This is a genomic window from Sphingobium sp. FG11, from assembly GCF_057809915.1.
On the sequence record NZ_JBMDKW010000015.1, the window covers coordinates 70,458 to 86,285 of the forward strand.

The window sequence follows — 15,828 nt, forward strand, 5'->3', positions numbered from 1 at the left end:
GATAAGTGCAATTATCATAGGTCCATATTTAAGGAGCAACAGCATGATAGACGCTAAGGCTACTTTGGGGATATGTTTAACGTCATGCCTGCTGCCATCCCAGACCTGTCAGAGCCAATCTGGACTTCCAGGCTCGTCGCCCGTCTGGAACGGGCGGCAGCGGCGATAGGCCGTCTCGATGCCCGTGTTTCTGCCAGTCCTGCCGCAGCGCCATGGCAGCGACGCGCCACCTGGACGGGCTATTCCACGGCGCTGCAGGTGCAGGGCGCCGAGATTGACGAAATTGATATTTTCGGCCGGGAATGCGCCGTCAATCTGCCCGGCCGCCCGCCGATGCCGACCAATCTGGACGATCGTGATGCGCTTCCGATTTGGCAGCGGCAATTGGCCCAGCGCGAATCCCGTTATTGGCGAGACGAGCTCGCGATCTCAACGGACATCCCAGAAGATTGGAGCCAGCGGCCAGCCCTCCTCCGCGCGCTTGAGATTACGGCCAGGCGCTCCCGCGCAGACAGCACGATCACGCCGTGGCTTGCCGTCCCCGGGCTCCTGCGATCGATGAAGATAACCCAGACCGTGCTGCCGTGCCTGACCATTGGCGACAAGGCGCTTCGCCTCTCGCCGCGCGACACGCAGGCCATCGTCCTGCGTAACCTCCGGTCGCTTACCGATCGGGCGGAAGAGGGGCTGGTGAGGCTCCAGGCGCTCGAGGAAGACCGTTTACGCGCCGCCGCAGCCCTCCATGGCGCGCACCGTCCTGGCAAACTCCTGGATTTGCTCAGCCTTGTCCAGTTTGTCCCCGTCGTCAGTCCTCGCATGCTTGCCCGGCGATTGGACCTGACGATCTCCGGTGCCGGCAAGCTGCTTTCTCGCGCGGCAGAGCTGGACCTTCTAGTGGAAGTGAGCGGTCGTCAGGCCTGGCGAACCTACATGACGCGCGATCTGGCTATCGCCTTCGGGTTTGGTGTCCGTCCGGTAGGGCGCCCCCCTGCCCCGCCCCAGGCGCTCCCAGATTTTGTACCCGCGCTCGCAGAGTTTGATCGTGAAATGGCCGAACTCGATTCGATGCTAGCTGGCCTCGGTATCGATGTCTCGGCTCACCACCACTGATTGAGTTGCAGCGGGGCGGACCGCTCGATGTCACGCCTCCCGTTCTTGCGTCGGCCCACTTCAGGCCCAGTGGGCGTCAAGCACCTCGCGAATGGCTTTCTCGGCATCCTCACGAGAGGCCCCACCCCTATTGAGAAGTGTCAGGCGAATTCCCTTGCGATCAGTGCCCTCGATACGAAGCACGGCTTTCCCGGTCTCGCTGGATACAACCTGCGCCATTCCTGACTTCTTGGGGGATCCTGACCTTTTGGGGGGGTCGGCCGCCAGCGCCAATGCACGGACGATGTCGGGCACAGCCATGGGAGCGCCCTCCCCTCCCGATCGAGCACTGAGCGCGGCCGCTTCAGCAAATACGCGTTGGCGACGATCGTCCGGCTTCAACAATGGCTTGATCGTTGTGACGTGCTTGATCCGCAAATCCTGCGGATTGGGAAAAGCGACCATCAATTCCACCGGAAGGCGGGCGAGATCAAGATAGCGGCTCAGCCAGCTTTCTGTTACATTGATCCGCTCGGCCATGACCTTCTGTCGGCCCTCATAATAGGCATCAAGCGCACGGAGATAGTCGCGTGCCCGCTCCAGATCGCTAAGGTCTTCGCGCGCCCTGTTCTCGATATCCGCGATGCGGAATGCTTCTTCATCTGACAGTTCGCGGATGTCGACCAAGAACCGGAAGTCGGGGTAATTATGGCTACGCAGCCAGCTGATCGACCAGTGACGCCGAGCGCCACAAATCACCTCGAAATCAAAGTCCGATTCGCCGCGCACCCGCCGGACAATTGCCGGCATTTCCTGGCGTCCCTGCGCCTTTATGCTTTCGATGAGATCGGCGCATCGCTCCTCGTTGAGGAGCGCATATTCCCGGTTGTGCCCCGCCCACATTCGGCATCGAGCGGGATCGACCAGTTCATGCGTGCGGCTAACAACCGATCCCGCTGCCAATTCAGCCAAGCGGTTCTCTCTTCCAGTCAGTACATTCGAACCAAGGCCGGGACGACGCGGGGCGGGCGCACCATCTTCAGGCAGATTTATTCCGGCTGCTAAGTCAGCCGCGAAACTCGCATTCTTTCTGCTCATAATGCCGCCCCTCTACCGGGAATTGCACCGGTGCAATTTTTGCGTTTCATGCCAAACCTTCCTTTCGCAAACGGCCTAAATGGCTGGGCCACATGGCGCGAATATCCAATTCCAGCTCAGCGTTGACGCCATCGAGATAAGTGAGGCAGCGGTTGCGCACCGCACTGCTTGTGACGGGGCCGTCGAGCTCATAAACCGTCATCAGACGAGCCGTCGCATTGTCGATCTCAGCAGAATCCTTAAGCGGCGTACGTACCATCGCGTGACCGAACAACGTCCGCATCAGATTGAGCAGTTCCTTCTGCATCGACTTGTTCTCGTCGACCTTCGAGGCAACAAAGCGCAAGAATTTGAGAGTTGGCGCAAAGCCGCGTTCGGCCAGCGTCTCGATGGTCTCATCAAGCATCGCCAGAAACGCCGCGGTCGAAGAAAAGTCCATGACGGTTGGAGGCACGGGCACAACGAGAGCATTCGCCGCGCGCAAAACCGACAAGGATATGGCGCCAAGGGCTGGGGGCGGATCAAGGACGATGACATCGAAGCGATCAGCAATGCTCGCGATGCCTTGAGAGAGGCGATCGATAAGCCCCCCCTGCCCGCGCGCCATCCGGGCGGCGATCTCATATTCCGACTGAAATAGCCGCAAATTGGCAGGGATTAGTTCAAGGCCATCGAAATGCGTTTTGCGCAGGGCATAGTCGAGCGAGGTCATTTCCTCCTGGCGGAGAAACGGATAGAGCGTGTCGTCCTCGGTCAGGTCGAGATCCGGCACATAGCCGAACAGCGTCGTCGCGGAGGCCTGGCTATCGCAGTCGATCAACGCGACCCGATAGCCCTGGATGGCGAGATACTGGGCAAGATGCACCGACAGCGTTGATTTGCCGACACCTCCCTTAAAGTTCTGGACAGCAACGACACAGCACGGGTCGTCTGCTGCCCGCCAAGGTCTTGTGCCGAACAGGCCCCGCATATCATTGAGCTGCGCGAGCGTATAACCCACTCTGCGATTATTCTCGGTTCGCGGCGGCGGCGGAAGTCGTCCGTCCTTTTCTGCGTCGCGGATCGCTGCAGGCGTCCGCCCCACCAGGTCGGCCGCCTTTCCGATTGGGAAAGTGGGCTCACGGCGATCATCCGCGCGCGCGCTGCGCGCCGAATCGCGAAGCCGCTCCAGCACCGAGGACGTTCGCTGGGCAAGCGTGGCCACCGATAGAAGATCGTGGGTGTCGTCGATGTCTAGTGATGCTGCCACAGGGCGCCCCTTTGCGAAACTCGGGGTACTGTAGCGCTACTTGCGCTTTTCCGTCAAATAGAAGCGGAATTTCGAAAGTCGCGACGCATCGTGGTCGGCATATCGCCTGAATATCGCCAATCACCGCTTATCGAGGGGGTCTATCCTGACTCGGTGGGGGCGACGGAAAATTGCACCGGTGCAATTTTCGCTAGGGGCGCCCCCTCCGCGCAACGAAACTCTCGCAAAAGCCTGTCCAAGAACTCGTCAGCTTCGCGCCCTTGAGCTTCGCCAGACGGTCGCCCATCTGCTGGCGATAGGCGTCGGCGATGAGATCGATGTCCCATCCGCCCCCATGCGAACGGGCAATCGCGGCCAACCCTTCCGCGTTGAATCGGATCGTCCCTTGCGGAAAGACGACTTCCGAACTCTTCTCCGGCGCGATAAGCGCGCCGATGGCAGCCTTCACGACCGATCCCACTTCCACCGTGTCGGCGACCGTCTCTACTGCCCCTTCCCGGCGTGCCTTGCGTCCCGTCGAGTGCCGCTCAATCTCATCGACGGTCGCGATCTGCGCTGGCGCATCCTTCGGCTCAAAACGGAACTCGATCTCGGTCACCGTTCGGCCCTGTCGTATCTCCTTCCACTCGACTCGGAAGTGAGCGAGCTGATCAATCTCAGCCTTTGCCTTCTCGAGCACCTTGCGACGGAGTTGCGCGAAATCCTTGTACACCTCTGGCGATATGCCCAGCGCTGCACGCAGCGCTGCCATATCGCCCTTCCAGGTCGACTGGCGACGATGGAGCCGCAGCGATCCAATCTCGTAGAGTTTGAGCGCATAGCTCGATCGGAAGCCCAGCACCGCCTGCCTATTAAGAACGGCATAGCTCTCGGATTCCTGGATGAGCTTGCGCGCATCAGGCGTAAACTCCCATTCGATCCAACCCGCATCCGCGCCGTCTGTATCTTCCGCCTCTTCGCGAGACGACGAGATCAGCGAAAAACGCAGCGTAGCTTTCTTGCCTCGCCAGGACCGGTCGTCGATCGCAAACAAGGTCCGGTGAAGTTCCTCCAACATGTCGGAGATACGTTCATTACCCTTGTGACCGCGGCGAATATCGGCCTTGCGCATGCGATGCGGCCGATCTTGCCAGGCATCGCCGCCAGCGGTCAGAATCATCAACGCGAGCAATCGCGACGCCGTCAGGCTGAGCGACTGGCCTTTCACGAATTTGATCTCAACGATGCTGCCGGGTTTGGCGAATTCTTCGCCACCCTTCGCCTGCAAAGCCGCCGCGACTCTCATGGCACGGCCCGGCGCCGAATCGGCCTCCGCCTCTTGCGCTGCATCCGCGCTTAGATTTTCCGCATGTTCCATGTCATATAGGCCGAAAGCATATTGGGCAGATTCCCCTAATTGCTGCCTGACCTGTCCTCGCTCGTCAAGTCAGGGCAGGCTGAAACTCTTTTGTCGCCCCCATCCGGTCAGGTTAGAACCGTATGGCACTCCCGCAAAAGCACCGGGATCCTGCCGAGTCGCAATGCGATTCGCGTTCTCTTCGTTTTCGGCTCGCCCACGCTCTATAAACGCCGCAGAATGACACCATTCCGAGGCGCGAGGCCGCCAAAAGCGATCGCCCCCAATCGGTCAGGATAGCCCCAACAGGTCAGCTATCTGCCCCCGACCGGTCAGGTTGACGCCCCCGCCGGGTCAGGCAAAATCCCCCGTGCGGTCAGGATAAACGCGACAGATCATTGAAATTGCAGACGTTTTCGGCACAGAATCTGAATCACTTAGAATCATGAATCCTTCCGCTGCGAGCAGCGGCGTTGTTTTAGAATGATTCTAAAAGACCAAGCAGGCGATTCGCTCACCCCTTCAGGTCGGACAGCATAACCGATTCCCCCCCTAGCTGGGGGGATACCGCGACACCGATGTTCCACGATAGCATCCCGGTCTCGATCCTTGGCAGATCCGCCCAGCGACGAGATCCTCGGCGACCCGACAGCAGCTGAATCACCGCTCGTCGCCGCTGGGCAGACGCAGTGAGGAGGTCGCATGATCAATTTTGCCAAATTCGAGATCATCGGACGGATCGGCGAGATCGACGCCAAGCCCAAGGTCACGAGCATCTCGGTGTGCGCGAACTATCGCCGCCGCGGAGAGGGCGACCAGTGGATCGAGGACAGCTACTGGAACCGCGTCGTCATTTTCAGCGATGGCCAGCGGAAATATATCGATGAGAAGGCCCAGGTTGGCGATCTCGTGAGGATTGCCGGGCGGCTCCGTGACACCTCTTACGAGCGCGATGGCACCACCCACTACACGACCGACCGGATCGTCGAAGAGTTCGGTGTGCTCGCGGCAAAGGTGGCATAGGTCGTAGGAGGCAGCGCCGATCGGGCCAGAGGGGAGGGGGCATGCGCGGAGCGAGCCTAAATCTTCGATAGGAATTTCGCTTATGTCAGTCACCATCGACGCAGCGGTTCGCGCCAAGCAGATCGTCGAGAGCCTGGGCGGACGCTGGTCAGGATCGCGCGGCGAGTGCCGCTGCCCCGCCCATGACGATCATTCCCCCAGTCTTTCGGTCCGCCTCGGCACCAAGGCGATCCTGTTCAAATGCTTCGGGGGATGCGCGTCGACCGATGTCCTCAAGGCTCTCGATCGTCAGGGTTTGCACGATCGAGAGCCGGTCCAAGTCGTACCGCGTGCGCCCTCACGCGATCTGAGCGGTTTGGCCAGGTCATTATGGCAGCACAGTATCCCCATCGCCGGCACACCGGCTGAAGCCTATCTTCATGCTCGGGGCCTTTATGCGCCGACGCCTGACCTTCGCTTCAACCCACAGACGATCATAGGGAAGGGGAAGGATCGGCGCAGCCTTCCCGCAATGATCGCAGCAGTGAGAAATGAGCTGGGCCTGGTCGCGGTCCACCGGACCTTCCTCGATCCCACGGACATTTTGCGGCGCCCCTTCCGCAAGCCCAAGCTGGCGCTGGGTCTGCTCGGTTCGGGCAGCGTGCGGTTTGGTGACCCGGATGACGTTCTGGGGATCGCCGAGGGGATCGAAGATGCCCTGTCCGCCATCGACTGGTTCCAATTGCCGGTTTGGGCTGTGCTTGGTGCCGAGCGCTATGCTCACGTCGGCATACCGTCCCATGTGAAGCGCGTCATCGTGTTTGGTCAGCGAAACAAGGCGGCGAAGATCTGCCTGACGAGGGCAGGGGAGCACCTCAGCGCCAACGGGCGAAGGGTCGAGGAGTGGCTCCCATCCGAGCATGACGATTGGAACGATGCTCTGCGCGATCGGCTTGCCCGGAACGCCGTTCCTCGCACCGTGATCCAGACACACGCCCACTGAAGAGAGGAGAGGAGGCCTCCGGCTTGTTGATCCGGTGATGGGCACCGGACGATAAGATGGAGGCCTACAATGCGCACCTCAGCCGCTGCTCTCGAACTCGATTTCACCGAACCATCCATTACCGCCGCAAACGCGATCTATGCCCTGCTGCGCAAAGGCGACAGCGTGGACCGGCCTGGCCTGCTCCGGGCGATGGAAACCGCCTATGGTTCAACTGCTGCTGACGGGCATTGGTCACTCCGCGATGCCTATGATGTTCTGGAGCTGGCCCAGGTTCTGCACCTCGCCACGCTTGACCTGTCGCAAGAGCCCACCGAGTGCCTTGCGGCCCTGAGCGCGCTCACCGCATCCCTCCCGACGCATACTGTGCGCAGCGAAGAACAGATCGCGCTCCAGCAATTTTCGACACCGGCCGCGATTGGCTACCTTACCGCACTCGCCGTCCGCATCACCACAGCCGATACCGTCCTGGAGCCCTCCGCCGGCACCGGGCTCCTCGCCGTTTTCGCCGCACGCGCTGGCGCCAAGCTTGTTCTCAACGAGATCGATCCCGCGCGTGCCGACATGCTCCAGGCAGCATTCCCCACCGCACCGGTCAGTCGCCACGATGGCGAACTCATCCACGATCTGCTGCCGCTGTCGATCCGGCCGACCGCAGTGCTCATCAACCCGCCCTTTTCTCGCAGCATCGGTCGACATGCCGACCCGCTTGCCGCGTTCCGCCACTTGCGCGCCGCCCTGAAACGGCTTGATGCCGGGGGGCGCTGCGCCGCTATCCTTCCCGATCGCGTGGATAGATCGAGCCGCGCCTGGGCGAAGGCGACCGACGGCTGTGCGATCACGCTCCACGTCGAACTGCCCGCCAATGCCTATGCCAAACACGGCACCAGCCAGATCGTGAAGCTCATCGTTCTGGAAAAAGGCGTCCAGGATGACGTCGCCATCGTTCGGTGCAACTCACTCGCCGAAGCGCTCGCGACGATCAGCGCTTCCGCGGCCAGCGTTACGGAAACCCCGAGACTCTCCCCAGCGCGCCTTGCACCAACCCGTGCGCGCGCATCCCTGCTCGGCGGTCTCTCGAGCAGACCCCGGCTTTCGGCCCCGATCGCGACGACCGCCCAATCTCTCAATGCGCTTGATATCGGCTACACCGTCTTTGCTGCACCCGTACCGACCGGTGAGGCGGTGGGGGTGTACCTGCCGTATCGGCCAAGCCGGATCGCCATTCCCTGTGCATCCGCGCATCCGACCGCTCTGGTGGAATCGATCGCCATGGGCTCGATTACGGCACCGCGGCCGTCTTACGTTCCGAAGCTGCCGGCCAGTGTAGTCGACACCCGGGTGCTGTCCGACGCTCAGCTCGAAACCCTGATCTACGCCGGTGACGCTTTCGAGCGCGACATCTCCGGTCTGTTCAAGGCGGCCGAGGAAGGGTTGTCGCTCACGCCGGACCAGAACGGTCGCCCTTACCGGACCGGATTCTTCCTTGGCGACGGCACGGGTGCCGGCAAGGGCCGTCAGGTTGCCGCCATCATCCTCGACCAGTGGCTACGCGGGCGCCGCAAGCACATCTGGATATCTAAGACCGAGACACTGCTGGAGGACGCACGTCGCGACTGGACCGCGGTCGGCGGTCTCGCGCTCGACATCCAGCATCTCAATCAGTGGAAGCTGGGCACGCCGATCGGTGCGGCCGAGGGTGTGCTCTTCCTCACTTATGCGACGCTCCGCTCCAACCGGGGGGACAAGGGTACTCGCCTTCAGCAGATCCTCGACTGGGTCGGCGATGATTTCGACGGCATGATGGTGTTCGACGAGGCGCACGAAATGGCGGGTGTCGCCGGCGGCGAAGGCCGTTTCGGCACCAAGGACGGCTCCGATCAAGGCATCGCCGGCGTGCGCCTGCAGAACCTGCTGCCTCGCGCCCGCGTCCTGTACGGGTCGGCAACCGGCGCGTCGGACGTCAACAATCTCGCTTATGCCACCCGGCTTGGCCTGTGGGGTCCGACCACCGCCTTCGCCGATCGGCGCGCATTCGTCGACAGTTTGCGGCGCGGCGGGATCGCGGCGATGGAATTGATCGCCCGCGACCTGAAGATGCAGGGCCTCTATGTCGCCAGGGCGCTCAGTTTCGCCGGTGTCGAATATGACATCCTCGAACATCGCCTGACGCCCGATCAGGTCGAGGTCTATGACGCCTATGCCGATGCGTGGGCGATCATCCACGCCAATTTACGCACCGCGCTCGACGCCACCCGGGTGACGGACAGTTTCTCCAACGACACCTACAACAGCGGCGCGAAGGCCGCTGCGCTGTCGATCTTCGAATCCACCAAGCAGCGGTTTTTCGGCCAAATCCTGATCGGCATGAAGCTGCCCTCGCTGATCCCGGCGATCAGAGCGGATCTGGCCCGGGGCGAGAGCGTCGTGATCCAGCTCGTCTCGACGTCCGAGGCGATGCTCAACCGGGCTCTCGCCGCGCTGAACGCCGAGGACCGGGCGAATCTCGACATTGAGCTTTCACCCAAAGAGTTCGTCATGTCCTATCTGACGGCCGCCTTTCCCGTCCGACAGATGAAGACCTTCGTCGACGACACCGGCAAGACGCGCTCCGAGCCTATGTCCGACGAGGATGGGCGTCCCGTCTTCAGTCAGGAAGCGCTTGAGATGCGCGACAATCTCGTCGAGCGGTTCTGCTCCCTGCCGATCGTGGGGTCCGCCCTTGATCATATCATCGGGCATTTCGGGACCGATGCCGTCGCCGAGGTGACGGGACGAAGCCGGCGCATCGTCATCGACGCGCACGGTCGCCAGCGTATCGAGAGCCGTTCGCCGCGAACAAACCTTGCCGAGACCGACGCCTTCATGCGGAACGAGAAGAAGATCCTGATCTTCTCCGATGCAGGCGGCACCGGACGCAGCTATCACGCCAGCCTTACCGCCGAGAACCAGTCGCGCCGCAACCACTATCTGCTCGAACCCGGTTGGCGCGCTGACGCGGCCATCCAGGGTCTCGGCCGCACCCATCGCACGCATCAGGCAACTGCGCCGCTGTTCCGTCCGGTATCGACCGACTGCCGCGGCGAGCGGCGCTTCATCTCGACGATTGCCCGCCGCCTCGATAGCCTTGGTGCCCTGACACGGGGCCAGCGTCAGACAGGCGGCCAAGGTCTGTTCGACCCGCGTGACAACCTTGAAAGCGACTATGCCAAGGAATCCCTCGAAACATGGTTCCGCCTGCTTGCCGACGGTAAGCTGCGCTCGACCACGCTTGGCGAATTCCAGACCCTGACCGGACTTGAGCTCGAGGGCGAAGGCGGCGGGCTGAAGGAGGAGCTGCCGCCCATCCAGCGCTGGCTCAATCGTATTCTCGCGCTGCGCATCGCGTTGCAGAATGCGATCTTCGATGAATATCTCGGCCTGATCGAGGCCCGGATCGAAGCGGCGCGCGAAGCCGGCACGCTCGATCTCGGCGTTGAAAGCATCAATGCCGAACGCATCACGATTCTTGATCGCACGGTCATCCGGCGCGACCAGACCAGCGGCGCAGAAACCGAGATTCTGCGCCTCGAAACGGAGGAGCGCTACAATCCGGTCTCGCTCGACCGTGCGTTGCGGATGCTCGGCGACGACTCGCGCCCGATCGTCAATCGCAAGTCCGGCAGGGCCGCGATCCGGTGCAGCACTTATTCGCTCACCGATGACGATGGTGAGATCGTTCGCCGCTACGAGCTGGTTCGGCCGACCCGTTCCGAGCGGATGCGGCAGGATTTGCTTCTGGAAACAATGTGGGAAGAGACCAGCGAGGAGGAATTTTCGGCGCTGTGGCAGGCCGAGGTGGAGGAGATGCGGGACAAGACCCGCACCAGCACGCTCTATCTGGTCGCTGGCTTGCTCCTGCCGGTCTGGGATCGCTTGCCCGATGATCATGTGCAGGTTTGGCGCCTGAACACCGATGACGGTCAGTCTTTCCTCGGCCGGATCGTTCCTGCACCGCTGGTGTCGAAGCTCGCGGACGCCTTCGGGATCAACGCCGCCATCACCGTGTCAGGCGACGATACCGCAAAGCATGTGATGACCAGCGGCGAGATATCGTCCGTCGGAGCCTACCGGCTCAAGCGCAGCTTGGTCGCCGGCCAGCAGCGCCTCGAACTGCTCGATTGGCCGCACACGCGGCTTGCCGAACTCAAGGCGGCCGGCTGTTTTACCGACATCATCCAGCACAGGACGCGGATGTTCATTCCCGTCGCGAATGCCGCTGCCGTCATCGAGCGCATCGCTGCCTGACGATCCAGGTCCTCTCTCCGCGCCCAGCGCAGGAGAGGGGAGGGGGCCTTCGGCTTTGTGGGCCTGATGAGCAGGCTCGCGTGACCGTCGAGGCGGCGCGCCAGTTCCAGATGGAGACGAAAGATGATCCAGTCCGTGAAGGTCAAGAACCTCTCGCTGTCGAAGGACAATGTCCGTAAATCGAGCCGTGAGGCCGGTATCGACGCCCTAGCCGCCAGCATCGCAACGCAAGGCTTGTTGCAGAATCTCATCGTTACCCCGCTCAAGAAAGCGGGCCATTTCACCGTCAAGGCGGGCGGGCGCCGGCTGCGCGCACTCCAGAGCCTGATCGATCAGGGCAGTCTGCCCGTCGACCATGTCGTGCCCGTCCTCGTCCTTACCGACAACGACAACTCGGTCGAAGCGAGCCTCACCGAGAACTTCCAGCGCGTTCCGATGAACCCGGCGGATGAAAGTACCGCGTTCAACTTCCTCATCCAGAAGGGAATGACCGCCGAGGACGTTGCCAAGCGACAGGGCGTCACCACGCGCTTCGTCGAGCAGCGGGTGCGGCTTGCCGAGCTTGCACCAAGCGTGTTCCAGGCTCTCGCCGCCGGCGAAATTACACTGGGTGTCGCCCAGGCCTATGCCGTGACGAGCGACATCGATCGTCAGGCTCGCGTCTTCGCACAGATGAGCACCTCCTATTATGGTGATCAGCCCGACAACATCCGGCGTGCGATCCTCAACGGCACGATCAAGGCGAACGATGCCAAGGCGCGGTTCATCGGTCGCGATGCCTATGTCGCGGCAGGCGGCCGCATCGAAGGTGATCTCTTTGCCGCCGAGGGGGACGAGAACTGGATCGACGTCGATCTTCTCGAAGATCTTGCCGGCAAAAAGCTGGAGGCGGCCGCAGCCGAACTTGCGCAGGCCGAGGGCCTTGCCTTCGTGACGCCGATCGCGGCCACCCACGTTCCCTATGATCTCGAGCGTCAGCTCCACGAGTTTCACGCGCCTGCGCGGCCGCTCAGCGAAGCGGAAAGCGCGCGTGTCGAAGCGCTTTCGGCCGAAAATGACCAACTCGTCGAGCAGCTTGAAGGCGAACTGTCCGAGGGGACGCCGGAAGCCGAGGTCGCGAACGATCGTCTCGACGAAATCGAACGGGAGCTTGAAAGCATCGAGGAATCCCGTCGCGAGATCGATCCGGTAGTCCGGGCGCAGATCGGGACGTTCGTCTATATCGGCGGTGATGGCGAAGCCCGCGTTCACACCCGCATGTTCAGTGAGAAGCCCGTTGTCGATCCGAATGCTCCGCCCAAGGCGACGGGGGGTGGCAATGGTGACGACGGCGCCGGCAACATCGATCATGGACCAAAACTCAGCGCTACGCTGATCGACGAGCTTGCAACCCAGCGCCGGCAGATCCTCGTCGCCCACATCGCCAGTGATCCGGCGCTGGCGCTGGACCTCACCATCTTCCTGCTGGCGCAAAATGTCGTCTTCGAGCAGAACTACGTTCGCAACCACTCGACGCTGAAGTCCAGCGGTGCGCAATTCCCGATCTTCGGCTTCCGCGATGAAGGGTCGATGGCGTCGCAGACCATCGAGGATCAACGCCAGCGTCTCGATACGAGCTGGGCCGGTCACGACACCATGACCGAGCGGTTCGACGCCTTTCGTGCGCTCGACGACGAGGCACGCGGCAGTTGGGTGGCCTTCTCGATCGCGCGCACGCTGGAGCCGAGCCTGAACGTTGCCGAGGGCGGACGGTCCAACGGGTTCCATGACCATCTTGGTCGCGCGCTCGACATTCAGGTCGAGCATTGGTGGCGCCCAACGGCCGAAAACTTCTTCGGCCGCGTCAAAAAGGATGTCATGCTCGACGCGCTTGAGGACATCGGCGGGCCGATCCTGCGCGGCCGCTACAAGGATGCCAAGAAGGGCGACCTTGCCGCAACCTGCGCCGCGCTTTGCAACGGGCAGGGGATCGTCGAGGCCGAAGTCCGCGAAAAGGCGGCGGCCTGGCTGCCGGATGCGATGCGCTTTGATGCCATCGAAAAGCCCGAGACCATCGCGCTGCGCTCGACCTTCATCGACGAGGTCGATGATGTCGATCCCGGCGATGATGGCGACGATGAGTCGGACGCCGATGACAGGGCGCACGACGGCCAGGAGGATTTGAGCGAGGCGGCCTGACGCCTGTTTGCACGGTTCGAGGCGACTGGGGGCGGCACTCTTCGCGGAGTGTCGCCCCTCCTTTTGTGCCCCGACGGCAGGCTTTCTGAGGAGAGGATGCTGGTCCGGGCTCACCTCTTCCAGATCAGGAGAACTTGCCGTGGCAAAGACCGCCGATAAACCGTCGCCCGCCGACACCATCACAAACGCGATTATCGACAAACTCGAATCCGGCGTACGCCCTTGGGTGAAGCCGTGGCGACCTGGTCTTGGCGGCCGTCCCCTTCGCGCGACCGGCGACCCGTATAAGGGCATTAATTGCTTCTGGCTGTGGCTCTGCGCGGAAGGCGCCGGCTACCATTCGCGCACCTGGATGACGTATAAACAGGCACAGGCATTGGGCGGCCAGGTCCGCGAAGGCGAGCGGTCGCAAATCGCCATCTTCTACAAATCCTACAGCAAGACCGTGGAGTCGCCCGTTACCGGCGATGCCACGGACGAAATGCGCCGCGTGCTGCGATCCTACGCCGTCTTCAATGCCGATCAGATTGAGGGGTTGCCGGAGAAGTTTTATCCCTGCGCCGTCAGCGCCGTCGCCCCCGACGACGTGCTGTCAGATCGCGCACAGCGCTTTCTCGGTGCTCTTCCTGCGAGGGTTCACCAGCGCGGCGATCGCGCCTTCTACGACCGTGTTGCCGACAGCATCACGATGCCGCCGGTCGCGTTGTTTTCCACCCGCGCGTATTTCGCTTCGACGTTGGCGCATGAGGCAGGGCATTGGACCGGCCATCCTGATCGGCTAAACCGCGAGTTCGGCAGGAAATTCGGCGACAACGCCTATGCGTTCGAAGAGCTTTGCGCCGAGATGACATCCGCCCTGCTTGGCGCGGATCTTGGCCTCCCGACCGCCCATATCGACGATCATGCTGCGTATATCGGCTCGTGGCTTGCGGTGCTGCGAAAGGATTCCCGCGCCATCATGACGGCTGCGGCAAAAGCCGAAGCGGCGGCCGCCTTTCTGCTCCGCGCAACTGGCCTCGACACGTCGGACGAAGGCCAGGAACAGATCCGTGAAGCAGCATGATCGCGGCGATCGCCTGCCCCGACCCCGGCGCCTACGGCCGGTCCTTCTCCTGATCCGCAATCTGGCTGACGGCGTCGAGCGCAATTCGACAAGCATCAGCGACCCTCATTCGCCTGGCCGACGCAATAGGCCTCGATTCGGACGATAGGCGATATAGCGCGGAGCCTACTGTACTGGCGGCTGTCGACCAAATCCGGCCCCTCCAAGCGGGCCGATAAACGTCCGGTGCTGACCGAAGCGGCCAATCCTATACTGAAGGAGCACGTCACCGCTATCACGGCATCAAGCGCTGCTCGCGACGAAGAAGGCAAGGTCCCAGACGATCAAGCCTCCGGCGGCTCGCTGCTCATCCTCAATCCGCTGAGGCAGCGTGGCCAAATCGACCTGCTCGGCAGTCGCCACGCCCCGCTCCACCATCCGGGGCAGCATCGCCTGCGTCAACGTGGGCAGGAACGATGGCTGCTCTGGGTCCAGCAAGATCGCTTCTCCTCGGGCCTCCACCACGGAGAGGCCGACACGCCGCATCATGTCGGCAAGGCGTAGCGCCAAACCCACGTCGCCACCCTCCGCCGCGACCGTGCTCCAGTTCCAATCGTAGAGTTGGCGGTGAAGCACCAGATCGCCATTCCCCGCAGGAAGGCCGGCGCGTCCGTGTTCCTGAAAGGCGACGACCGCGCCCGGCTTGGCCAGGCTCGCCAACCGTACAAGGGTCTGGGCGGCATCAGGAAGATACATCAATACGCGGCGACCGACGATCGCATCGAACAGGCCCAGGTCGGGTAGGTCGCCCGAGAGATCGATCGCATGATAGTGGATGGGGGCGGCGCCCGGTAACCCTTCCATCGCTCGCGCCGCCGCCAGCGCCTGTTCGCTGCGGTCAATCGCGATGACTTCGCCCCCAGGTCCGGCGATCCGGGCCATGAGGCGACTCAGGTCGCCATTGCCACACCCGACATCAAGCACGCGGGCGCCCGGAGCGATGCCAATGCCGCCGAAGAACCGACCGCTGGGAGCATTTGCCGGATTGGGTGGGGGAGGTGAAGGTGAATGAGACATTGTTACATGATACAGATGGCCCGGCGAATGCCAAACAAATCCTGTGCTTAGAACCGAAAGGACGATCGCTGACGAAGCCAGCGTGGAGGCATGACCACCTGGGCAACTCCATGGCCCGCTCATGGAGATAAATTGCAAGGCTGAGCGACCGCTCGGCGACATCGGTTTACGTGGGGTGAAGGCTATTGTCGGACCACAGCCGGTCGTCCCTATCTACTCACCACGAACGCCCGCTTCTCACATAAGCCGATCGGGCCGGTCAGAGCGGATGATCAGCTACGCCCCCACTTCAGCCGTTCCGCCTAACCATCGATTATCCCAGAAGCTGACCTAGGATCACGCTAGGTCGCGCGACAGCTATACGGTGGAATGCCGCCTAGATTTCTAATGGAACGTCCCAGTTGTTCAGTAGATTGTTGATTGCCGTTGAGAAGTGACCCGGGGAGGCCAGTAATTTCCACTGAGAA

The 15,828-nt window shown here is 62.1% G+C and carries 10 protein-coding genes; 6 read left to right on the plus strand and 4 right to left on the minus strand.

The features are described from left to right. Positions 1-72: 72 nt before the first annotated feature. Positions 73-1,110 (plus strand): hypothetical protein, encoded by a 1,038-nt coding sequence (locus ACODSN_RS13225; RefSeq protein WP_489055956.1) that lies wholly within the window; start codon positions 73-75, stop codon positions 1,108-1,110. Between the two features lie 60 nt (positions 1,111-1,170). On the opposite strand, the gene ACODSN_RS13230 is transcribed toward ACODSN_RS13225, so the two are convergent. The 3 genes from ACODSN_RS13230 to ACODSN_RS13240 form a co-directional block, all read right to left on the minus strand. Then, complete coding sequence (locus ACODSN_RS13230; protein ID WP_024020678.1) at positions 1,171-2,187, minus strand: ParB/RepB/Spo0J family partition protein; 1,017 nt, start codon at positions 2,185-2,187, stop codon at positions 1,171-1,173. 46 nt (positions 2,188-2,233) lie between these two features. Continuing rightward, positions 2,234-3,436, minus strand: coding sequence for an AAA family ATPase (locus ACODSN_RS13235; RefSeq protein ID WP_024020679.1), 1,203 nt, complete (start codon positions 3,434-3,436; stop codon positions 2,234-2,236). Between the two features lie 190 nt (positions 3,437-3,626). Continuing rightward, positions 3,627-4,721, minus strand: a complete 1,095-nt coding sequence (locus tag ACODSN_RS13240; protein WP_489055964.1) for a replication initiation protein — start codon at positions 4,719-4,721, stop codon at positions 3,627-3,629. Between the two features lie 753 nt (positions 4,722-5,474). On the opposite strand from ACODSN_RS13240, the gene ACODSN_RS13245 reads away from it, so the two are divergent. The 5 genes from ACODSN_RS13245 to ACODSN_RS13265 all read left to right on the plus strand — a co-directional run bounded on the left by ACODSN_RS13245 (position 5,475) and on the right by ACODSN_RS13265 (position 14,305). Continuing rightward, the gene (locus tag ACODSN_RS13245) at positions 5,475-5,795 is read left to right on the plus strand and encodes a single-stranded DNA-binding protein (protein ID WP_489055957.1); all 321 of its coding nucleotides are present in this window, start codon (positions 5,475-5,477) and stop codon (positions 5,793-5,795) included. 82 nt (positions 5,796-5,877) lie between these two features. After that, entirely contained in the window at positions 5,878-6,777 is a 900-nt protein-coding gene (locus ACODSN_RS13250; protein WP_489055958.1) for a DUF7146 domain-containing protein, read from the plus strand. A 69-nt stretch (positions 6,778-6,846) separates the two neighbouring features. Beyond that, complete coding sequence (locus tag ACODSN_RS13255) at positions 6,847-11,064, plus strand: strawberry notch-like NTP hydrolase domain-containing protein (RefSeq protein WP_489055959.1); 4,218 nt, start codon at positions 6,847-6,849, stop codon at positions 11,062-11,064. Between the two features lie 123 nt (positions 11,065-11,187). Continuing rightward, a complete protein-coding gene (locus ACODSN_RS13260) occupies positions 11,188-13,242 on the plus strand; it encodes a ParB/RepB/Spo0J family partition protein (RefSeq protein WP_489055960.1) in 2,055 nt (684 codons plus the stop codon). A gap of 139 nt (positions 13,243-13,381) precedes the next feature. Beyond that, entirely contained in the window at positions 13,382-14,305 is a 924-nt protein-coding gene (locus ACODSN_RS13265; protein ID WP_489055961.1) for an ArdC family protein, read from the plus strand. A gap of 282 nt (positions 14,306-14,587) precedes the next feature. Here ACODSN_RS13265 and ACODSN_RS13270 read toward each other — a convergent pair whose 3' ends face one another. Further along, entirely contained in the window at positions 14,588-15,523 is a 936-nt protein-coding gene (locus tag ACODSN_RS13270) for a methyltransferase domain-containing protein (RefSeq protein WP_489055962.1), read from the minus strand. Between the last annotated feature and the right edge of the window lie 305 nt (positions 15,524-15,828).